This window comes from Aquimarina besae (genome assembly GCF_042434905.1).
In the GTDB taxonomy this organism is placed as follows: domain Bacteria; phylum Bacteroidota; class Bacteroidia; order Flavobacteriales; family Flavobacteriaceae; genus Aquimarina.
In genome coordinates, this window is sequence record NZ_CP170199.1 from 2,890,311 (window position 1) to 2,912,854 (window position 22,544).

The 22,544-nt window shown below is 33.7% G+C and carries 15 protein-coding genes and 1 tRNA gene; 11 read left to right on the forward strand and 5 right to left on the reverse strand.

All coding sequences use genetic code 11. The features are described from left to right. The 3 genes from ACE94K_RS12620 to ACE94K_RS12630 form a co-directional block, all read right to left on the reverse strand. Window positions 1-1,284 carry an amidohydrolase gene (locus ACE94K_RS12620; protein WP_378172687.1) on the reverse strand — a complete coding sequence of 428 codons (1,284 nt, stop codon included), beginning with the start codon at window positions 1,282-1,284 and terminating at the stop codon, window positions 1-3. 13 nt (window positions 1,285-1,297) lie between these two features. After that, window positions 1,298-1,834, reverse strand: coding sequence for a DsrE family protein (locus ACE94K_RS12625; RefSeq protein ID WP_378172690.1), 537 nt, complete (start codon window positions 1,832-1,834; stop codon window positions 1,298-1,300). A 141-nt stretch (window positions 1,835-1,975) separates the two neighbouring features. Further along, window positions 1,976-2,263 carry a hypothetical protein gene (locus tag ACE94K_RS12630; protein WP_378172693.1) on the reverse strand — a complete coding sequence of 96 codons (288 nt, stop codon included), beginning with the start codon at window positions 2,261-2,263 and terminating at the stop codon, window positions 1,976-1,978. Between the two features lie 274 nt (window positions 2,264-2,537). On the opposite strand from ACE94K_RS12630, the gene ACE94K_RS12635 reads away from it, so the two are divergent. The 8 genes from ACE94K_RS12635 (at window position 2,538) to ACE94K_RS12670 (ending at window position 17,200) form a co-directional block, all read left to right on the forward strand. Further along, entirely contained in the window at window positions 2,538-4,868 is a 2,331-nt protein-coding gene (locus ACE94K_RS12635) for an ATP-dependent helicase (protein WP_378172695.1), read from the forward strand. Between the two features lie 541 nt (window positions 4,869-5,409). Continuing rightward, complete coding sequence (locus tag ACE94K_RS12640) at window positions 5,410-8,784, forward strand: starch-binding protein (protein ID WP_378172698.1); 3,375 nt, start codon at window positions 5,410-5,412, stop codon at window positions 8,782-8,784. Between the two features lie 73 nt (window positions 8,785-8,857). Further along, complete coding sequence (locus ACE94K_RS12645; RefSeq protein ID WP_378172701.1) at window positions 8,858-9,313, forward strand: methyltransferase family protein; 456 nt, start codon at window positions 8,858-8,860, stop codon at window positions 9,311-9,313. Window positions 9,314-10,084: 771 nt separating this feature from the next. Continuing rightward, entirely contained in the window at window positions 10,085-11,875 is a 1,791-nt protein-coding gene (locus tag ACE94K_RS12650; protein WP_378172703.1) for a type VI secretion system Vgr family protein, read from the forward strand. Window positions 11,876-11,899: 24 nt separating this feature from the next. Next, on the forward strand, window positions 11,900-12,694 hold the full coding sequence (locus ACE94K_RS12655) for a hypothetical protein (RefSeq protein WP_378172706.1): 795 nt from the start codon (window positions 11,900-11,902) through the stop codon (window positions 12,692-12,694). A 2-nt stretch (window positions 12,695-12,696) separates the two neighbouring features. Next, the gene (locus tag ACE94K_RS12660) at window positions 12,697-14,397 is read left to right on the forward strand and encodes a DUF4280 domain-containing protein (protein WP_378172708.1); all 1,701 of its coding nucleotides are present in this window, start codon (window positions 12,697-12,699) and stop codon (window positions 14,395-14,397) included. 47 nt (window positions 14,398-14,444) lie between these two features. Then, on the forward strand, window positions 14,445-16,262 hold the full coding sequence (locus tag ACE94K_RS12665; RefSeq protein ID WP_378172711.1) for a hypothetical protein: 1,818 nt from the start codon (window positions 14,445-14,447) through the stop codon (window positions 16,260-16,262). After that, window positions 16,262-17,200 (forward strand): hypothetical protein, encoded by a 939-nt coding sequence (locus tag ACE94K_RS12670; protein WP_378172713.1) that lies wholly within the window; start codon window positions 16,262-16,264, stop codon window positions 17,198-17,200. The genes ACE94K_RS12665 and ACE94K_RS12670 overlap by 1 nt, the downstream gene beginning before the upstream one ends. On the opposite strand, the gene ACE94K_RS12675 is transcribed toward ACE94K_RS12670, so the two are convergent. Together ACE94K_RS12675 and ACE94K_RS12680 are read right to left on the reverse strand one after the other, a co-directional pair. Continuing rightward, window positions 17,197-17,850, reverse strand: a complete 654-nt coding sequence (locus tag ACE94K_RS12675; RefSeq protein WP_378172716.1) for a response regulator — start codon at window positions 17,848-17,850, stop codon at window positions 17,197-17,199. The two genes, ACE94K_RS12670 and ACE94K_RS12675, sit on opposite strands and share 4 nt — an antisense overlap. Then, entirely contained in the window at window positions 17,834-19,750 is a 1,917-nt protein-coding gene (locus ACE94K_RS12680; RefSeq protein WP_378172719.1) for a tetratricopeptide repeat protein, read from the reverse strand. The genes ACE94K_RS12675 and ACE94K_RS12680 overlap by 17 nt, the downstream gene beginning before the upstream one ends. Before the next feature lie 283 nt (window positions 19,751-20,033). Between ACE94K_RS12680 and ACE94K_RS12685 the strand changes: the two genes are divergently transcribed. The 3 genes from ACE94K_RS12685 (at window position 20,034) to ACE94K_RS12695 (ending at window position 22,486) form a co-directional block, all read left to right on the forward strand. Continuing rightward, window positions 20,034-21,332, forward strand: a complete 1,299-nt coding sequence (locus ACE94K_RS12685; protein ID WP_378172721.1) for a cytochrome ubiquinol oxidase subunit I — start codon at window positions 20,034-20,036, stop codon at window positions 21,330-21,332. Window positions 21,333-21,339: 7 nt separating this feature from the next. Then, complete coding sequence (locus ACE94K_RS12690; RefSeq protein WP_378172724.1) at window positions 21,340-22,377, forward strand: cytochrome d ubiquinol oxidase subunit II; 1,038 nt, start codon at window positions 21,340-21,342, stop codon at window positions 22,375-22,377. A gap of 31 nt (window positions 22,378-22,408) precedes the next feature. Continuing rightward, a tRNA-Pro gene (locus ACE94K_RS12695) sits at window positions 22,409-22,486 on the forward strand. Window positions 22,487-22,544 lie beyond the last annotated feature (58 nt).

The window sequence follows — 22,544 nt, forward strand, 5'->3', positions numbered from 1 at the left end:
TTATTGAGCGTTTAAATAATTTATAGCTAATTGAGACATTATTTTTACTCCTAGTACCAATCCGCTTTCATCAATATAGAAGTCCGGTGTATGGTGAGAAGTTGCTTTTTCGGTTGCCGGAGATTTTCCTCCCAAAAAGAAATAGAACCCAGGTACCACTTCTTGAAAATACGAAAAATCTTCACCTCCGGTAGTAGCCTTTGATAAGACAACATTTTCTTTCCCGACAATTCCCTGAATGGTAGGAAGCATTTGTTTAACGAGTTTTGGATCGTTATAGGTTATCGAAGTGTTGTTCTGGAAGGTTATGGTTGCTTCACCACCATAGGCTTTTGCTATAGCAGGAACCATTTCGTTCATTCGTCTAATAATCATTTTGCGCATCTTGGGATCTAATGTCCTTACTGTACCGATCATTTCTGCGCTTTCAGGAATGATATTAAAACGCACGCCACTGGTTATCTTACCCACAGTGATAACCGCTGCTTCATCAACTAGTGGAGATTCTCTACTAATGATGGTTTGTAAACCATCGATTATTTTGGCCGAAATAAGAATAGGATCGACACCGGTCCACGGCGCAGATCCGTGAGTTTGTTTACCTTTTACATCAATCACAAAACGTTCTACAGCTGCCATGGTTCCACCTGGTTTGTATCGTATCATTCCAACCGGAGTTCCAGAATTGATATGTAACCCAAAAATAGCATCTACATTTGGATTTTTAAGGACACCTTCTTTGATCATCAATTTGGCCCCACCTTCTTCTCCAGGAGGTGGTCCTTCTTCTGCAGGTTGAAAAATAAATTTTACGGTACCAGCTATTTTCTCCTTATTCTTACTCAATACTTCTGCAACTCCCATTAGGATTGCAATATGCGTATCATGCCCACATGCGTGGCTTACACCAACTTCTGTATCGAGAAAAGTGGTTTTTACGGTTGATTTAAACGGAACATCTGCACGTTCTGTTACGGGTAATGCGTCGATATCTGCTCTTAGTGCTACCACTTTACCCGGTTTTTTTCCTTCCAAAATACCTACGACTCCGGTTTTTGCTACATTTTCTGTTACCTCAAAACCAAGATCTTTGAGGTGTTTTGCTATTTTTTTTGCAGTTTCAAATTCACGATTGGAGAGTTCCGGATTTTGATGAAAATCTCTTCGCCATTCAATCACTTTGTTTTCAATTTTTTCTGACATCGCGTTTACCTCTGGGTCTATTTCCTGAGATTGTGTTAAACAGAAAAATAGGAGGAAAACAATGAATATATTAGTTTTCATGAAGTTTGTTGAGTTAAAAATTAATGAGCCTGTAATTATTGTTTTGTAATTGAACCAGAGCGGTCATAGCAGATAGGGCAATCTGTATATTAGGGTGTACATCTGATTTCGAAATATTTCGATATGCGGCGGTTTGTCCACATAAAATAATCTGAACTCCTTTTTCTGCAAGTGCTGATATTAGCGGAGTATTTGGATTGTCTATGCCATACTTTTCTTGGTAGCTTTTATTGTTTAAAAGTTCATTAGCTGCGCTGCCATGAATAACCAGAGCTACTTTCAGATTTTTTATAGGTACTCCGGCATTAGTGTGCATATTAAGATACCGTGCTGCAGTATTTATTAGAGGATTGACTTTAGTGCTATCTCCAAACGAGCGTCCGATATCGAATACAACTGTTAAGTCATTTTTTATATCTGTTTTAAAATCAGGATTTTTTACTTCATACGTTTTACCAAAATCTGTTATAACGCTTCCTGTTTTGAATTCTTTTTGACAAAAAATTACTGCTGGTAGTGCAAGCAGCAGAAATAAAATAGAGTGTTTCAAGCTTAAATTTTTTGGTTTCTAAAGATATTCAAAAATCTATAAAAGGAAAGTTAAAATGTGTTTTTGATCCATACAAAACTAAAAACTCTCAATACATCACGAAGATCGTATTGAGAGTTTTTGCAATTAATACTTAAAACTTTAAGAAATACTAATGATTCTTTCTAAGGGTATGATAGTTGCTTGCTTGAGGATGACTTCTTTATCTGTAATCCCCCAAATAGTGGTTTCCACTTTTTTAAATCCTTTATTATCAACAAATACAATTCGGACTTTATGACGTTCCAGATTACCTAGGGACAATGCTCTTTGTAGTTCTAAAATTCGATCTATCTGATCTTTTCTCTTATCGAGTACATCTTCTTTCGGGAAGGTTAGGAATTTAATTTTTTCTTTTTCAATTAACTGAACGTTTGTGTTTGGGGACATAGCTATAAATATTTAGTTATATTTTGGGATTTTAAATTACTTTTTACTTATAAATATTGTTAAATATATGTATTTTATCTTAATTTATTGCTTTTAAACGATTTTTTAGCGTTAAAAGATATTAACAATGTAAGAAATGGTTAGGTTTAGTTGTTGAATGATTATTTATTATTTATTGCGGTAAACGTTGAAGATTTGTTTATAAATATACCCGATAAAAGTTCGATAAAATGTATAGTTTACTTAAATTTCGTGGCTTATAAAAATTGAAGACTTGGAAGAATATTTAGCTGGATTAAATGATGCGCAACGAGCTCCTGTATTACAAAAAGATGGTCCTATGATCGTTATTGCAGGCGCTGGTTCAGGAAAAACAAGAGTACTTACTTATAGAATTGCCTATCTGATGCATCAGGGAGTAGATGCCTTTAATATTTTATCTCTAACTTTTACTAACAAAGCTGCACGTGAAATGAAAAAGCGTATTGCGGATATTGTTGGTGCTAGTGAGGCAAAAAATCTATGGATGGGAACCTTCCATTCTATATTTGCTAAAATTCTTAGAATAGAAGCAGACAAGTTAGGATATCCCTCTAATTTTACGATTTATGATACCCAAGATTCTCAACGACTGATCGCTTCGGTGATCAAAGAAATGGGACTGGATAAAGATATCTATAAGTATAAACAAGTTCAATCAAGAATTTCTTCTTATAAAAATAGCTTGATTACCGTAAAGGCGTATTTTCAAAATCCTGAGTTGGTAGAAGCAGATGCTATGGCCAAAAGACCACGTATGGGAGAAATATACCAGCATTATGTGGATCGTTGTTTTAAAGCGGGTGCTATGGATTTTGATGATCTGTTACTCAAGACAAACGAATTATTAAATCGTTTTCCCGACGTATTGGCCAAGTATCAAAATCGTTTTAGATATATACTGGTAGACGAGTACCAGGATACGAATCATTCTCAATATTTAATCGTAAAAGCTTTATCAGATAAGTTTCAGAATATATGCGTGGTAGGGGATGATGCGCAAAGTATTTATGCGTTTCGAGGAGCCAATATCAATAATATCCTGAATTTTCAGAGAGATTATGATAATGTACAGCAATATCGATTGGAGCAAAACTATAGATCCACCAAAAATATAGTAGAAGCAGCAAACTCTATTATAGATAAGAATAAAACCAAACTAGACAAAGTCGTATGGACTGCTAATGATCCCGGATCTAAAATATACGTCAACAGATTATTAACAGATGGAGATGAAGGGAGGTTTGTAGCAAGTTCGATCTTTGAGAATCAAATGCAGCATCAATTGACCAATGGTCAGTTTGCAATTCTTTACAGAACTAATGCTCAGTCTCGAGCAATGGAAGATGCACTGCGTAAACGTGACATTAAGTATAGAATCTACGGTGGATTATCTTTTTATCAAAGAAAAGAAATTAAGGATGTTTTAGCCTATCTTAGATTGATTATCAACCCCAAAGATGAAGAAGCGTTAAAACGAATTATAAATTATCCTGCACGAGGTATAGGATCTACCACAGTAGATAAATTGGTTGTGGCTGCGAACCATTATGATCGGTCCATTTTTGAAGTAATAGAAAATCTGGATCGTATTAACTTAAAAATCAATAGCGGAACAAAAACCAGGTTAGAGAACTTTATGAATATGATCAAAAGTTTTCAAGTGACTAACCAAACTTCTGATGCATTTGTTTTGGCAGAAATGGTGGCTAAAAATACAGGTCTACTTCAAGAACTTAAAAAAGATGGTACTCCAGAGGGAATTGCTCGTATTGAGAATATCGAAGAGCTATTAAACGGTATTCGGGATTTTGTTGAAGGACAAAAGGAATTGGCCGATGAAACAGGATCTCTTGCAGAGTTTTTAGAGGATGTAGCTTTAGCTACAGATTTAGATCAGGATACTGGAGATGACGATAGGGTGGCTTTAATGACGATACATTTAGCAAAGGGATTAGAGTTTCCTTATGTATACATTGTAGGAATGGAAGAAGATTTATTTCCTTCAGGTATGAGCATGAATACCAGATCAGAATTGGAGGAAGAACGAAGATTGTTTTATGTGGCACTAACAAGGGCAGAGAAGCAAGCATATTTAACCTATACACAATCTCGTTATCGCTGGGGTAAACTTGTAGATGCAGAACCGAGTCGTTTTATAGAAGAAATTGACCCTCAATATCTGGAATATATGACACCTGTAGACACATATCGTTATAAACCTCTGGTAGATACGGATATTTTTGGAGAAGTAGATAAAAGTAAATTAAGACTTAAAAAACCAGTATCAGGATCACCTCCGGTTTCGCATAAACCTTCTGAGGAACAACTTCGAAAGCTACGCAAATTAAGACCCATGTCTAATGGTTCTACAAATCCGCCTAAAACCAATCTCTTTGACGGAGATCTGGTACCTGGTACTGTTGTGGAACATATGCGTTTTGGAAAAGGAAAAGTACTTCAGTTAGAAGGAGTTGGTCAGGACAAAAAAGCCGAAATCAACTTTGAAAACGGTGGAATCAAAAAACTCTTGCTGAGATTTGCCAAACTTAAAATTATTGGATAACGAAAATACTTTTCTGTTGTATTCTTTACAATATAATTAAGAAAGCGTGTGTAAATTGTTCTTATTGTATTGTACATCAAGCTAACAAAAGACGGTGCGCTAGATTAATATTGTAGTTAAGTTAGATTAAAACGTTATAGTTTTGATTGTTTGCTTTAATCGATTTCAATAACCTGAAAACAAGAAGCCAATCGACAGGTAAATCATTGGTTTATAAGGTGTCTATTTTCTCTAAAAGAATTTTATGAATACCTAAAGCAATCAATTGTATTTTTATGAAGTTTTAATAAAAGGGTTTTAGATTTTAAAATTGAATAATAGTTCAATTTACACGCCAATATTTTACTCTTTCATCATTTTTTTAACCTTTTTGTAACAAAATATCAACACTCAAACGTTTTCGGCAAAAAACGACCTTCTGATTATTATATTATCCCATTTTTTTTTTGAAATATTTATTACAACGTTTGAGGGAATTCTACAAGGTTTTAGATTTTCTTATCCGTTTATTTTATTAACACACACAAACTAAAACTTTATTATGAAAAAATTACTCTATTTGGGGTTATTATTATGCCTATGTTTGCCAAAATTAGGTATTGCACAATCAGAAAGAAACCTTCCATTTTCCTGGGATAACCTAACAGTTTATTTTCTTATTACAGATCGTTTCAACAACGGCGATCCTACTAACGATACGAGCTTTGATCGTCAAAAAAACAGTACAGCTAATGAACTTGATTTTCAAGGAGGCGATATTCCCGGGGTCACTCAAAAAATTAGAGAGGGATATTTTAACAAACTTGGAGTTAGCGCAATATGGGTAACTCCTGTGGTAGAGAATAGACATGGATATATAGGCACAGAATTTAATGATTATCCATACCACGGATATCATACGAATGATTGGACAGCCTTTGATCCTAATTTCACTTCGGCAGAACAATTTGAAGAGTTTATTGACGAAGCTCACGATCATGGTATACGAGTTTTACTAGATATCGTGATGAACCATAGCGGTTACGTTACTTACAAAGATGTAAATGGTCAAAGAATACCTGTTGATCAAGATTATCCTTTGGATTGGGTACGATTTCAATGTCAGGAAGATGGAAAACCTAGTAATGGAGAGTTACCATGTGATGATTATACACAATCTCTTTATGGCTTACCAGATATAAGAACAGAATCTTTTAGTACAGTAGATTTACCGCAATGGTTATTAGATAAGTGGGAGGCCGAAGGAAGAAAACAGCAGGAACTGGATGAACTAGATGCATATTTCTCCAGAACAAATAAACCAAGAACTCCAAGATATTACTTGATCAAATGGTTGACAGACTGGGTTAGAGAATACGGTATCGATGGATTTCGAGTAGATACAGAACGTCATGTAAGAGCTGACGTTTGGAAAGAACTAAAAGAAGAAGCAGTCCTTGCATTAAGAGAATGGAAACAAAACAATCCTACCAAAAAACCGGATGACCTTGATTTTTATATGACAGGAGAAGATTCTTCGCTTAACATTAAGAATAATGCGAATGATCCACTTCCTGAAGACTTTACAGTAAGTAAATTCAATAGCATGATCAATTTTAGATCACCTATTGAAGCTTATGATTCGATGGGGCAAGAAGAAATTTTTAGTTCTTTTGCAGCAAAGCTTAATCAAGATGGAGGATTCAATACTCCAGGTGAGTATAACATGATTAGTTACTTGAGGTCTCATGATTTTAGTGAGTATTATAGAGGAAATATGTTTGAAGGAGCGGTAAAATTATTACTATCTCCAGGAGGAGCCCAGATTTATTACGGGGATGAATCGGGGAGAGAATTTTTTGATGCTCAAACTTATGTAGATGCCGGGTATCGTGGGTTCATGAATTGGGATAACATGAATGATGCTATGCTGCTTCATTGGAGAAAATTAGGAACATTTAGAAGAGAGCATATTTCTATAGGTGCAGGTTCGCATCAAAAACTAAGCGATGCGCCATACATTTTTAAGCGTGAATATAACCGTAATGGCGAAAATGATAAGGCATTAGTATTTCAAGGACAGGATAATGATTTTGCTGGAGCACTTAATGTTTATGGAATGTGGCCTGATGGAACAATACTTAAAGATTATTTTTCTGACACCACTGCAAAGGTTACCGGAGGAACAGTATCTTTTGGAACTACTTTCGGAATTGTTCTAGTAGGAGAACCTCATGAAGTTTCAGATGAGGTAACATTATCTGTAAATCCAGCTTCAGGATTTTATACAGACGATGTAGTTGTAGAAATAACGGCCTTTTCGCCTGCTCAAGGGACTACTGTAGATATTTTCTATACCATTGATGGTTCTGATCCTTCAATTTCAAGTACGCAATATACAACTCCCTTTAGCATAGCCTCAACAACAACAGTAAAAGCTCTGGCGGTAGATTCTAATGGCAATGAGTCTGTTATAATTTCAAGAGATTATGTTATAGGAGATGGTACTCCGTTTGATGTTTATTTCAAAAAACCATCGGATTGGTCGACAGCTAATATTTATATATTTAACCAAAATACAGGAGATGCACTACCTGGATTCCCAGCTTGGCCCGGAGAAGTAATGCAAAGCGTGCCAGGAACTCCTTGGTTTACCTATACTATTGATCAAAATGTACAGGTCGGTATTGTATTTAATGATAACGGAGGAGCTCAAACCGATGATCTAACAAGAATTAACAAAGGCTGGTATGATAATCAATGGTATGACAGTTGCCCAAGCGATTGTCCAATTGATCCAGAACCTCCCGTATTAACAGTATCTCCTGATTCAGGAACGTATACCGGAAGCGTTGTAGTAAATATGAGTGCTACAAACTCAGGAGAGATATATTATACCTTAGATGGGTCTGCACCTAACGAAACTAGTATTTTATACTCAGGAGCATTTACAGTTGCCACTAGTGGAACTACCGAATTAAATGCAATAGCGATTAATAGTACAGGAAGTTCTTCTATAATAACTAGAACTTATTCGATAGAAGATACACCAGGATATACAGTAAACTTCAGAAAACCGGATAATTGGGCAACTGCTTATATTTATTTATATGATAAAAATGCAAATGCTGCAATCCCCGGATTTCCGGCTTGGCCAGGAATCGAAATGACCGCATTGGACAATTCTCCTTGGTTTTCTTATGTTATTGACGAATCCGTTGAAGTAGGAATTGTGTTTAATGATAACGGTGGGGCGCAGACAGATGATTTGTTTAGAACCGAAGATGGATGGTATAATGACGGATGGACAGACGTCTGTCCTGGAGAATGTCCTGGAATTATTATAGACACTTCTTTTGATGTATATTTTAAAAAACCATCTTCCTGGAATACAGCATTTATCTACATCTATGATAAAAATGCAAATGCTGCAATCCCCGGAGCTCCAGCTTGGCCTGGTATACCAATGAACGCTATCGATGGGTCTCCTTGGTATTCCTCTAAAATAGATGAACTTGTTGAGGTAGGAATTGTATTTAATGACAATGGAGGAGCACAGACAGGGGATCTGTTTAGAACCACAGACGGATGGTACGATAACCAATGGTTTGATAATTGTCCAAGTGATTGTCCATCAATTGAAGATATTAAAGCTTCTTTCTCTGATAAAGATCCTGCAAACAACGATTTACAAATTGCCAAAGCTTGGCCTAATCCTTTTAATGAATCGCTCACATTGTCTTTTACAGGAAATATGAAAGATAATTTTATAAGAATAGAATTGTTTGACCTTGCGGGAAAGAAAACCAATACCACACAATTAAAAGATACCAAAACAAATACAATTACTATTAATACTGATAATCTCCCTAAAGGAATTTATCTGCTAAAGATGACTTCTAATAAAACAGTGAAGGTTATGAAAATGGTAAAGTAGACAATTATTTTGCTGAAGTAAAAACCTGTCAAGAGCGTGATTATTCTTGGCAGGTTTTTTTTATTTTTAGATTATGCAAAAGGATAAAAAAGGATTCGTCTATGTATTAATTCAAATTATCTTGTTTTTATTGTACGTATTTCCAATATATGATTGGAAAATATTTTGTTTCTTTTCTATCCGTCATCTCTTTTTAATAGGAACAATAACAGGAGGAATTATAATTCTTGGTTCTATGCTACAACTTCGAGATCAATTATCGCCTTTTCCAGCTCCTTTGAAAGATGGAGTTTTGATAGAGAATGGCTTTTATAGATTTTCGAGACATCCTATATATTCTCGCATATTGATCAGTTGTTTCTTTTACACTTTGTATAGTTGTTCCGGTTTCAAAATGATAATTTTTATTAGCTTATTCATCTTATTTTATTTCAAAAGTTCTTATGAAGAAGAATTGCTCTTCAAAAAATATATGGGATACAAAAAATATAAGAAAAGAGTAGGGAGGTTTTTTCCAAAGATTTTTTGAAAGAGTTACCCTAGTAATTATGATTCTAATAACTCTTATGAATCTATATTAGTGGTCAATAAAGTATTGTTTTTTTTAATTTAAATGCGCAAGGTGTATATCTTAATGCATATTGTGTGGTCGTTTTTAAAAATATTTTTTAACATATAAAGTAATGATTACCAATACTTTGTGAATATTTTGGTTTTGCTTACAAAAGTTTGGCACGCGTTTTGAAAATTACTAAGCAACTGATAGGGCAATTATAATATCAGTTAAAAAATGTTTATTAATTTAAAAATAAGGAAATCATGACAAATTTTATTTCATTAAAGATCAATTGGAGCGTTTTAAGAAAGTTTTTACAGGAATTACCAGCAGCGAGTAGCCATGCAATTCACAGATAGACTCTCTTAACTAAACCCCAAACATTATGTTTACAAATTACGTTTAACGACTGGATGTAAATTCTATTTTATATCCAGTTTTTTCTTTCCTAACCTTATCTAGGTCATTATTTTCTTAGCGCTAATTGTCATAATTTATGGGTACACCACAGTTGTTTTAGAATCCAACCATCGTTTAATGGGGTTGTTTTCAGGGGTATATTTCCACTGGAAATCTGGGTGATTTTGCTTGCATTGTTTTTTAAATTTGAAATAACCAAAGTACAGAACTATTTCATATTCTTTTAATCTATTTTGTTATTAATGAATATGTTATTCACAGAAGCATTGGCTAATTTCTGATATTCTATACAAGGTAAACACACATTAATCTTAAAACTCAGCAATGGCACTTCAGTCTAACATTCAATTATTTATTGGAGGAATTTCTATCACGGCATTTAAGGAACTAACCCTTCAGCAGGAAATTGATAATCACCATACACTAGAATTGTTATGTAGAAAGGATGTTCTGGAAAACATTTCTGATCAAAATGAAGAAGAAAGCAATGATTTTTTAGGACAAACTATTATTCTATCTGTAACACCTCTTGATGTAGTAGATGTATATAAAGAGCTTAAATTTAACGGAGTAGTTACTGAAGTAAAAGTAACTAATGGCTTCCATCAATCAATGGGAGATTCTATTTTGATTAAGGCCAAAAGTAATTCGATATTAACCGATGACGGACCACATTATGCATCCTTCAGTGATGAAAATTTAGAATCAATTCTTTCAAGTGTTTTTCAAAAGTATGATCGTTCAAAGTTAAATACTACTATATCTACAAGATATAATGATGCTTTACATTACTGTGTACAACAAGGAGAAAGCAGTTTTGAGTTTGCCAGTAGATTATCTGCTCAGTATGGTGAGTGGTTTTATTACGATGGAGAGAATCTGGTTTTTGGTAAACCATCAGAATCTGATGAGGTACAGCTAACATATGGATATGATCTGCAGGAGTTTTCAAGAAGTTTGCATCCAAGGTCTAATAGTTATTCATTTTTTACGAATGATTATTTAAATAATGAAAAACACGAAGTAACTACTTCAGAAATTACAAGCTCAATAAACGGACACAATGGATACGCGTCTAATAAAAGTAAAGAAATGTTTCCTCATAAGACTCAGGTTTTTTTGAATACATATAACGATACTCAGACCAAGCAAAGACTTAGTAAACTTGTAAAAGAACAAAAAAAGGCTGAAGAGATTAAACAAGTTCTCATTACAGGTAAAAGCGATAATCCGGGAGTTAGTTTAGGGAAGAAAGTAAAAATAAGAGAAAAGAATAATGATAAAGGAGTTTACAGAATTATCAAAATAACACACACCGCTACAGAAAATGGGAAGTATGTAAATCATTTTGAGGGAATCGCAGTAGATCAGGATATATACCCAAATACTAATATTTTTAAGACACCTAAAAGCGAAACACAAGTAGCAATTGTTACAGATAATGCAGATCCTGATGGTATAGGTAGAATAAAAGTGCAATTAGCTTGGCAAAAGCCATTAGGAGTATACACACCTTGGCTTCGGATAATGACACCCCACTCGGGCGGGGAAAAAGGTTTTCATTTTATTCCTGAAATAGGAGAGGAAGTATTGATAGGATTTGAAGGAGGTAATGCAGAAAGACCTTTTGTGATGGGGGCACTTTACAATGGAGCTGCAAATCCGGCAGGATGGAAAACCGATAAAAATAATGTTAAAGCTATTAGAACCAGAAGTGGTCATACCATTGAACTTAATGATACGGATAAAGGAGAGTTTATCACCATAAGAGATAAGAATGAAAACCTTATTCATATTGATACAGCCAATAATAATATGACCATTACCGCATTAGAAATGATGACACTGAATGCGAAGAACTTTCAAATGAATGTTCAAGAAGATGCCAATTTTAATATTGGTAGGAATACTACAATTTATACTGAAAAGAATTTCGATACTTCTTCTTCTAATCATACAAACACCGTAGAAAATAAAATGAAAACCACCATAGGAGGAGATATGATCCAGAATAGTGGAAATGCCGAAATACAGAGCAAAAGAAACATGAAAATTGCTTGTGGGGCCACAGCTTCTTTTCAAGGAGGAGGAAATGTAAAAATTAGTAAAGGATAAACGTATTTTTTAACACACAAGTCCATGATATCAAGTAAATATACTTTTAGAACAAAAGAAATACAACTCAATATCCCAAAAGAAGGAAAAAATAAGTATTTGATTGAAAGTACGAATTTTATCAATTATTCTGTAAATATACGCTGTTCCCGTAAAAAGGAAGTTTCTTTATCTATCGAATACAGTGAAGATCAGCCATATATTCGTTTTGTTAAAGTTGAGATTGAAAATGACACTTTTCGATTTTCTGATGGATCTTTTGCAATGCAGGATATTATAAAAAGAACAGCTTCAGTTTATAAAAAGCTACATTTACAAGTATCTTATCAAGGGCAAATCTTGTCTATAGATAATATGGAAGAGCTACAGGGAAATTGGTATAAAACAAAAATGTATTTTGAAAGTAAGTATGAGGGGGATCAAATACAACGTTTCATATTAAAAACAGATACTATATTAAACTCAGAAGAAGAGATCATAAAGGATATCTCTCTGTATCATAATTTTGGAGGATTAATAAAATCGATGTATCAGAAATATAGCTCCGATTCCTGTAGTAACACATCCCAGTATTTATCTACAAAATATGGAAAAATTAGTACTCAAGAGAATATTCTATTACAATCAGCAAAGGAAACAGAAGATGTTCAGTTGCAATTACAGTCACATTATCCTAAAAATGAAGAATATGTTTCGGTAAATGGTACTTATAATTTTAAGGGTATACTTGAGTCCTGGTTACAACGAGCTGTAATTTCTAGTATAGAAAAATATGGCAGACAAGAATATCACAATACTGTTAGTATAATTCAACTATAATAATGGCAGGACAATTTGTTAAAAATGGCGCTACTTTAAGCTGTCCACTTTGCTCTAGTAGTGGTACATTAGTCGTGTCACATACTCAGGTACAGTTGCAGGATACGCCTTGTGCAACCAATGGCGATCGAGGTAAAACTAATCTTGTTTTTGGAGGTGTTTGTAAAAAATGGAGAAAAAATCCACCACCGTGTACCAGCGTGATTTCGCCAACTCAATGGGCTGGAGTTGCAACCGATGTGGAAATCGATGGAGAGTTTATGTTACTAGAAGATTCAACCATATCTTGTAGTACAGGAGGAGTAGATATAGTTATCGACGATACTGCGCAAATGGATGTTCCTACAGATTTGCCAGATATCGAGAATGCTGTGTTAAAAAAGTTTCTAGTAAATGTAAGAAGACCAGATGACTATAAAGGAGAATACGGATTTGACTGGTTGCGTGATGAGTATATTTATCCTATCGAAACCGTAGTATTTGATAATGATGGAACCTCCTTAAATCAACTTATGCCAATCTGTAAAAATCCAGAAGATCTAAAAAATGAGTATAAAATAAAAGATGTTGTAAATCCTATCACACCTTATGGCGTAGAGTATTATCCAGCGTGGCTATCTATTTTTTCCGATGCATCTAATGGTCATATTAATGAAGTCGATTTGAATATTGAAATTGAAGAAATTGAGCCGTTGGAAAGTGATGGTACACAAATCATTTTTGAATCTGCTAATGATTCACTAATAATCACTCCTTCTGAACTAAGCTTGAATGAACTTTTAGGAAAAAAACAAACTAAGGATTTAGGCACTGCCACAAAGGATTTTTATGTAACCGAAAAAGTAATCAATATAAAATGTGATGGCGAGCCACTAGAAAATCACGAAGAAATTAAAATTTTCGCAGAACTAGATGGAGAAAAAGAAGAGGTTGGTAAACTTATGGTATATAAGAATAGTGAAATTGCTAATGCCAGTATTATCGCAGTTAATGTGATTATAGACGGAAAATCTGCAAGTTTGAATCCTAATTATAAGACGGCAATTAAATATAAATCCTTAGGTCAATGTTTAATACAAGCAGAAGTTATTGATGATAATTTTGATATTGATGGTTTACCTGATGACGATCCAGATGTAAAGAAATTTAAAGAAGATTTTATTACAGAAACTTTAGATATTGGAGTTCAGTTTGATTCTGTAAATGGGTTTTTAAATGATTTGGTTAGTTTGTATGATAAATACGGGCATTATAAACCAGTAACTGGTATTGAAGAATTTGGACATAATAAAACATTTATGTTTTATACCAATGTTACCGGGATTCTTGAACGGGAGGGGTTACCTCCTTTGCAGTGGAGAGGTTTGGCAACTGCTGATCAAATGGATGTATCCAATGTAAAATGGGGGAATGCATGTATTATATTTGGCGGGGGATTGTCAGAAATTCACAACGTTCCTCACGAAATAGGGCATTCTCTTTCATTACCTCATTCTTTTGAAGAGGAACTAAATACACCTTTCTTTTTTTATAGAGGTTTTACGGATAATTACATGGATTATCCAACTCAGTTTGAACCAGATCTAAACAAAATAGCTGCGGATAATTTTTTTAAAGGTAATATGCATTCATTTTTTAAATGGCAATGGGATATAATGAGAGAAGATAAAAGTTTGGTTTATGAAGATAAGGCTTTACAGTAAGTTTAGTCTGTTTTTAAAAAGATCATTATATAATAAAAGATATTAATATGAGTGGACATGATGAAGCATCACAAAATCTAACAAAACAGTTGTTAGAGGCTCGCTCAAAAAGAATTGAGGAGATTAATCGTAATTGGGCTGATTATGCAAATCAAACCACTTTTGCTACTAATGAAGCAGAAGAAGGTTTGTTAGATGCATATTTTGCAGAACAGATAACCCGACAATTCGGAATTCCCGACGGTACTTATACCTATACGTTTGGAGGAGATAACAACACAAGCACGCTGGACCAGAAGAAAAGAATTGCTCAGATCATTTTCGGCAGGGTTTCTCCAGAGTTGAAACAAAACGGCCAGCATACTGCAATTGAATTAATTACGGCTGCATTGACAGAAGATAGTTATAGCAATGCTAATGGCGATACGGTAACTTTCGAAATTTTTAAAACAGAAGAAAGAATTTCATATGCAAAAATTGATAAAGGGGTCTTAGGAGGAGATGCATTCATTTTGGTCAAAGGCTTTGCTCTAAAAGATAAAGAAGCCACCATAGAAATATTTGAAAAGAGTCCGTTTTTACTGATGGAAAGTGAAACACCTTTAACTGTCATCCAATACGATTCTTTAGAGGCAGAAGAACCCAATGAAACAGTAAACAAAACTCAATTGAAAGGGGTTTTTAATGAAAACGGAGAAGCGGTTGTTAAAATAAAATTTCGTCCCAAAGTGGAGGATCCGGATACTGTTTTTGAAGAATGGAAAGAAAAGTTTAAGCCGGTAGTGGAAACAGCAACAAATGAATCTGGAGCTGTCGAGACAAGTATCCGACCAATGCCCAGACCAGATGATCTGGATGCATCAGTAACACCAATAATTCACGAACCACCTAAAACAATTGATTTACTGTGGTTAAAAGTTCAAGTTAGTGGTGAACAGCAAAATTATGAAGAAGAGTTTCTAAATGAGAGTGAAAATGCATATTTTAAGTTGAAAAAATGTGATTGTGGAGAAAAGTATGATGGACAGTTTAGATGCACAAGCTATGGTAGAACGGTTAAAGTATATGGACCAATATATAAGGGTAGTTACAAATTAAAAGATTACCCTAAATGGAATGAAATAATTTCAAAAGGGATAGTTACCAGTATGGAAAAAGATATATTTATAATTATGTCTCCAAACGAAGGTAATATTGACTCAGTTCAATCTTATGATAGTGAAATACTAACGGCTGGAGCGATGCAAAAAACCGTTAATCCGACTGGTCAGGGAGAGTTCCCAATTCAAGTAGCGGAGTTCAAAGATTCAAATCCCGAGAAATATAAATGTCTTTTCGAGCATTGTGGTTGGACTGTCGAGAATAATACTATGTTCTATAAAGATCCGGATGATCCTAATGCTCAAAAAATTACAGGTAGCGATTTAAAGCGTAAGATAAGGGAGGGCTTTGATGCCTCTACTTTCGGTTCTAGAATAAAATGTAAGCCACTAGAACCTATAGTTAATGCAGTAAATGATAATGATTTTCAAGTAAAACAAATAGAAGATTTTATATCAAGATTAAGAGATAAGGTTTTGCCAATTGTACCTAGAGGTTATTCTCATACGTTAGGTGATTTTTTAACATCACGATTAGGAAGAGCGACTGCTTTAGATCATCATATAAATAGACCAGCATATGTTAGAAATGATCTTGGAAATTCCTTGAATAATTTTTTCACAAGGAATCCTAATGTGTCAAAGAATCCTTTAACTTGGGGGGAAAACCATCAGGTTTATGAAAACGAAATACTTGAGCACTATGGTTATAATAGAAGAGGAACCGATATGGCGGATAGATTCAACAAAATGAAAAATAGATAATGATAACAATTCATAATTTTTATAAAATTTTCTCGAGTATTATATTAGCGATAATTGGTTTATCCTTTCACTTTTTTAGCGTTAATGACGTTGAGGTCATTGCAAGTTCAAATAGTATAAACGAGTATAAAAGTTTATCTTGTGAAACTAATAAGGCATCAAAAGTTTTAATTCAGCAAGAATTTAACACGGATAAAATTCTTTTAAAACTTATAATTAAGAGAAAGAATGAAATCGTTGCTGAAAAAGATATAGAAATTTATGAAAATACTTTTGGTTATGGTTCTCTTCCAGAAATTGAGCTGGAATGTTCGAGTGGTGGATTTAATATAAATTATATTTTTAGGTTTGGTAATGAGTATATCTTATTTAATCATTTTATAAAGGAGGGTGACAGTAATAATTTTTATCTTAAAAATATAGTTTTCTATGGGAGTAATAGAAATTCTATTACTATAGAAGGTTCTACAGATCTTGACAAAACATTTATTAACAATTATAATTTAAATACACTAGCTTTATCGAAACTAGAACAAGTTTATTTCCAAGATAATTTACAGAAAACAGATGAGTTATCACTAAAACGACTTGTTGATAATTTGGATAAGCAATGCAATTTTGATCTTCTTGGAAACAAAAAAATGTTGGCTATTGTTTCGAATGAAGTCGCTATTTCAGAAAACAACTTAGAAAGTTATAATATCCTTGAGAAAAAATTAAAAGACAAAGAATTTTATTTAGAATCAATTTTTTTATCTGGAATTGTGTTAAGAACTTATCAGAATTCACAATCTTATCTAAATCTTGCTGATTCTTATTGGGAGTTAAATAAAATCGATTTAGCAAAAAAAGCTTACCAAAAATATATACAACTCATGAGTGAAAATGACAAGGAGGATAAAATTCCAAAGCGTGTTTCAAGTCGGCTAAATAATTAATCCACCAACCCCATTTTAATCGCGTGTTTTGCCAAACCTACCACGTTTTTTACATTAAGCTTAGAAATCAAACTGGTTCGGTATCCTTCAATTGTATATTTACTTAAAAAGAGTTGATCAGCAATCTCCTGAGTTGTATATTCTTTAGCAATCAGTTGAAGTATTTCTTTTTCTCTTTTACTCAAAACAATTTCACTTTTTTGTTTTTGCTCAAAGATACTCTTCGTATAGGCTTCTTTAATACTATCAGAAAAGTAGTTGTTACCGTTTAAGATGGTTTCAATGGCCTTTAAAAGCTCTTCTTTTTTAGCATTTTTTGGGATGTAGCCATTTACCTGATCTTGGGTTAGTTCATAAATTTTTTGTGGTTCTGATAGCATACTAACGATCAGTGTTTTTATAGCAGGGTGATGTTCTTTTATATATTGATTAAGAGCAACTCCATCCATTTTTGGCATATTGATATCCAAAATAGCCAAGTCAATCTGTTCAGAAGTATTAATATCCAGATACTTTTTTAGATCTAAACCGTTACTTGCCGTGTAGACAATCTCATAATCTGATTCGTGAGATATAATACTGAGTAGACCATCCAGAAACATCTTATGGTCATCAGCCACTACTAGCTTGTATTTATGTTTTTTTGTCATTTAGTTCAGTAGGAATTTCGATCCGTATAGCTGTTCCTCGATTGATTGCAGAATCAATATCTATTTTTGCTTTTAATAACGACAAACGTTTTTTTATATTTTGCAAGCCAATACCGGTATTTGTATTTTTAACATCGAAACCGATACCGTCATCCTCAAAAATAATTTCGATAGAGTCATTATATACGTTTAGACAAATCTCAATTACTTTGGCCTTGGCATGTTTTAATGCGTTTGTCATTAACTCCTGAATGATTTTAAAAATTTCAACCTTCTGGTGATCATCAATAGAATTAATTTTTTCTTCAGGATGTGGTATAAAGGTAATTTCGGGTTCTGTTACTTTTTCTATGGTATTTATATAATCAGCGATATAGTTTGCAAATGCTGTCTGACTAATTTTCTTAGGAATCAGATTGTGTGATATTTCCCGTACTTGTTCATAGGTGTCATCCAGTTGATCGATAATTGTATTTTGAATATCCTTATTTTTTTGGATATCTTTCATTTGGAGCTTTATAGCCGCAAGATTACCACCAATACTATCATGTAACTCTCTGGCAATTCTGCTACGCTCTTCATTTTGAGCAATGACGTAAGTATTCGCAAGTTTTAATTCCTGTTCTTTTAAGAAAGAAGTGATTTTTTGTTTATTAATTTCTTCTTTTTGAGCATTATACTTGTTTTTCACTTGTAGTTTTTGATAGTAAACAAGAAGTAGCCCTAGAATTGGAATAAGAACCAAGATGAAACCAAAAATATAGAACCGTTTTAATAATCGTTGTCTTTTAATTTCGGCATCTTTTAATAACTGATTTTCTTTAAGCTCTAAAATTTCTTTTTCTTTGGTAGCAGTTTCATATTTTACTTCCAACTCGGTGATCTCTTTTCTTTGTTTCCTATTATTTAATGAATCCCTGAATGCGTGATATTGAATTAAGGCTTCATTAGACGCTTTGTAATCCTTCGCTTCTTTGTATACAATGGCTAAATTATCGTAGATGTTTTTTTGTATTTCCAGATTAGAAATTTCCTCAGCTTTTACTATAGAATTTTTAAGGGTTTGAATAGCTTCAGAATGTTTTCCCAATATACCTACGACAAGTGCTTTATGTATTGTGGCATTCAAACTTTTATCTACAAAACCGTGTTTATCGGCTATCTCTTTGCTTTTTTCATAGTATTCAATAGCTTGGTTGTACTTTCCGTTTTCATAAAGCACAGATCCTAAATTTAGAGCAATTGTGGCTGATACCTTGGGGTCTTTGTCCGGCGGCATCATTTCAAATGCCTTAAGAAAATACTGTTCAGCATTATCAAAATCCTTCTGAAAGAAATATATAGCTCCTATATTGACATAATTTCCATAAATGGCCTGCTCATTTTCTGCCTGGTCAATGCTTTCTTCTAAAAATTGTATTGCTTTAGTATATTTTTTCTTATTAGCATAAAGTAAACCTAAATCAGATTTTACTTTGACTATCATATCCCTATAGTTTATCTCTTCAGAAATCGTAAGGCTTTTATATAAAATTTCAATGGCATTATCCATTTGACCACTTCTACGAAAACTAGATCCTAATAGTCTATATGCCTTAGCCAAGTATTTTTTGTTTCTCAGATGGATTAAAGACGCTCTGGTATAATACATTGAGGAATCTACTACACCAATAGAATTGAAATAGCTCCCTAAATAAAGTTTTGCTTTCGCTCTAATAGAATCCTGATATTTTTTATGCTTCGAAATTTTGGATAATACTGTGTAGGAATATGTGGGATTATTATCTAAAGAATCAATCGCACGATCGAGTAGTAGTGTCGATGCCTCCTGTCCAAAACAAATAAACGTACCCCATAGAAATATAGATATTAAAGTTTTTCTAAGGAGTGTGATATCCATTTGTGCTGATGTTAATATAATAAATTGGTCTTATATACGAAGGTAAAGATTCCGTAATTAAGTTTGGTTAATCAAGCTCATATTTAATAAAACTTAACACCATAAAATTTTCAATCCATTGAAATAAACTACAAAGTAGGCGAGTGGTTTGATACCAAATTTAAATTCAATTTTAAGTGCTGAAAATATCAAAAAAACACCTGCTTTTTTCTTTCTTAAAATCATCTTTGCGTCGTATCTTTAGAGGGTAATTAGAATCCCAATCTTTCTCTAAATATTTTCTATGGAAAACCTTGATGCGGCAAGACTCCAGATGGCATTTACCCTAATATTTCACATTGTTTTTGCTTGTATTGGTATGGTGATGCCTTTTTTTATGGTAGTATCACATTATAAATGGTTAAAAACCAAAGATCAACTTTACTTGATCCTTACCAAAGCTTGGCAAAAAGGTGTTGCCATTTTTTTTGTTACGGGTGCTGTTTCGGGTACAGCACTGTCGTTTGAGTTAGGATTGTTGTGGCCAGAATTTATGAAACACGCAGGACCAATCATAGGAATGCCATTTTCGCTGGAAGGAGCAGCATTCTTTGTAGAAGCTATAGCTTTAGGATTTTATTTGTACGGCTGGAACAAATTACCTGAAAAATTTCATTGGTTTACAGGTGTTATTATAGGGTTATCCGGAGTGGCATCTGGGATTTTGGTGGTGGCTGCAAATGGCTGGATGAATTCTCCGAGCGGATTTGATTACATAGATGGACAGTTTCTGAACATAGATCCTGTAAAAGCTATGCTAAACCCTGCATGGTTTACGCAAGCATTACATATGACCTTGGCAGCTTTTACGGCAACAGGTTTTGCAGTAGCAGGAATCCACGCCTATCAAGTGTATAAAGGAAGAAAAGTAGCCTTACATACAAAAGCCTTTAAAATAGCATTAACCTTTGGTGCCGTTGCAGCGATATTACAGCCTATTAGTGGAGATATATCGGCAAAAGACATCGCAGAGAGACAACCCGTTAAACTAGCTGCGATGGAGGCACATTATAATACAGAAAATGGAGCTCCTTTATATATTGGTGGTATTGTAAATAACGAAACACAAGAGGTTAATTATAAAATCGCTATTCCAGGAATGTTATCGTTTTTAGCATTTGGGGATTTTGATGCTGAGGTGAAAGGATTAAATGATTTCCCTGAGGATGAAAGACCTAATGTACCTATAGTCCATTATGCCTTTCAAACAATGGTGGGGATTGGCGGTGTATTGATGTTAGCAGGGTTATTATATTTTATTTCTTTAAAAAAGAAAAAATGGTTTAAAAGTAACAAGTATTGGTTGCTTTTTGTCTTCTTAGCACCTCTTGGATTTATAGCGTTAGAAGCTGGTTGGATCGTAACAGAAGTAGGGAGACAACCTTGGATCATTCATAAAATCATGCGAACAAAAGATGCCGTTACTCCAATGCCCGGAATCGTTTTTAGTTTCTATACGTACATAGTGGTATACTTAACTTTATCTGTCGCTGTGACCTGGTTAATGATACGTCAGATTAAAGTTCTTAACTCCGAAAAATAATTGATTTATGCTGTATGTTGTATTGTTCTTTTTGATATTCTCTTTGTACCTATATGTAGTGTTAGGTGGTGCCGATTATGGAGCGGGAATTGTAGAACTATTTTCTTCAAAAGAGAACCAAAAAATCACAAAAAAAACGATTTACCGTGTGATGGGACCCGTATGGGAAGCAAATCATATATGGATTATTATTTTGATCGTGATTTTATGGATCGCTTTCCCTGCGTATTATAATATATTGGTTGTGAATCTTCATATTCCGCTTACTATAGTTTTATTGGGAGTTACACTTAGGGGAGTTGCTTTTGTATTTAGGCATTATGATGCGATAATCGACAATTCTCAGAAATTATATGATGCCATGTTTAAAGTATCAAGTTTAATTACCCCAATATTTTTAGGAATGGTTTTCGGTGCGCTAATCAGTGGAAAAATTCAACTTACGGATGATGTAAGCACCTTAACTTTTTATGAAGTATTTGTAAGACCGTGGTTTAATGTTTTTAGCATATTAGTTGGATTGTTTTTTGCTGCTCTTTGTGCATTTCTATCAGCAGTTTTGTTGATAGGAGAATCCGAGCTGGGAAAAGAAAATATTTATGTTAGAAAAGCTACCATTGCTACTATTGTAGTATTTGTCGTGGGTTTGTTGACTTTTATATATGGATATACAAATGAGTATGCATTCGTTGTTGGTTTTATAAAAGATCCATATGCGATTTTTTCTATGATTATTTCAGGTTTATTATTAATTCCCCTTTGGTTTACCATAAAAAAGGGTAGAAGGGTGTTAAGTAGACTTTTTGCAGGGTTACAGGTGTTTTTTATTTTATTAGCGGCTTTAGTATCTCATTTCCCTAATATCATAATTACAGAATCTAATAGCGTAAGTTTATTAAACAATATTGCGCCTGATAGTGTGATTAATGTTTTAGGAATTTCTTTAATTATTGGAGGGGCTGTGATTTTACCAGGACTATTTCACTTATTAAAATCATTTAAAATGATTAAAATATTAGAACAAAATAATAATCCTTCGGTTTAACAAAAGTATTTTTATATTTGTCTCCCAATTTCGGGTAGTAGCTTAGTCCGGTTAAAGTGCTGGTCTGGGGGACCAGAGATCGGAGGTTCGAATCCTCTCTACCCGACCAAGAAAATCCAATTGTGAAAGCAATTGGATTTTCTATTTCAAAACATAATCAAGCTTGC

Excerpts from the sequence above, each read along its gene's own strand:
- ACE94K_RS12660 (WP_378172708.1), top strand. The coding sequence starts at position 12,697 with ATGGCAGGACAATTTGTTAAAAATGGCGCTACTTTAAGCTGTCCACTT.
- ACE94K_RS12690 (WP_378172724.1), top strand. The coding sequence starts at position 21,340 with ATGCTGTATGTTGTATTGTTCTTTTTGATATTCTCTTTGTACCTATAT.
- ACE94K_RS12620 (WP_378172687.1), bottom strand. The coding sequence starts at position 1,284 with ATGAAAACTAATATATTCATTGTTTTCCTCCTATTTTTCTGTTTAACA.
- ACE94K_RS12685 (WP_378172721.1), top strand. The coding sequence starts at position 20,034 with ATGGAAAACCTTGATGCGGCAAGACTCCAGATGGCATTTACCCTAATA.
- ACE94K_RS12640 (WP_378172698.1), top strand. The coding sequence starts at position 5,410 with ATGAAAAAATTACTCTATTTGGGGTTATTATTATGCCTATGTTTGCCA.
- ACE94K_RS12680 (WP_378172719.1), bottom strand. The coding sequence starts at position 19,750 with ATGGATATCACACTCCTTAGAAAAACTTTAATATCTATATTTCTATGG.
- ACE94K_RS12665 (WP_378172711.1), top strand. The coding sequence starts at position 14,445 with ATGAGTGGACATGATGAAGCATCACAAAATCTAACAAAACAGTTGTTA.
- ACE94K_RS12670 (WP_378172713.1), top strand. The coding sequence starts at position 16,262 with ATGATAACAATTCATAATTTTTATAAAATTTTCTCGAGTATTATATTA.
- ACE94K_RS12630 (WP_378172693.1), bottom strand. The coding sequence starts at position 2,263 with ATGTCCCCAAACACAAACGTTCAGTTAATTGAAAAAGAAAAAATTAAA.
- ACE94K_RS12645 (WP_378172701.1), top strand. The coding sequence starts at position 8,858 with ATGCAAAAGGATAAAAAAGGATTCGTCTATGTATTAATTCAAATTATC.
- ACE94K_RS12650 (WP_378172703.1), top strand. The coding sequence starts at position 10,085 with ATGGCACTTCAGTCTAACATTCAATTATTTATTGGAGGAATTTCTATC.
- ACE94K_RS12655 (WP_378172706.1), top strand. The coding sequence starts at position 11,900 with ATGATATCAAGTAAATATACTTTTAGAACAAAAGAAATACAACTCAAT.
- ACE94K_RS12675 (WP_378172716.1), bottom strand. The coding sequence starts at position 17,850 with ATGACAAAAAAACATAAATACAAGCTAGTAGTGGCTGATGACCATAAG.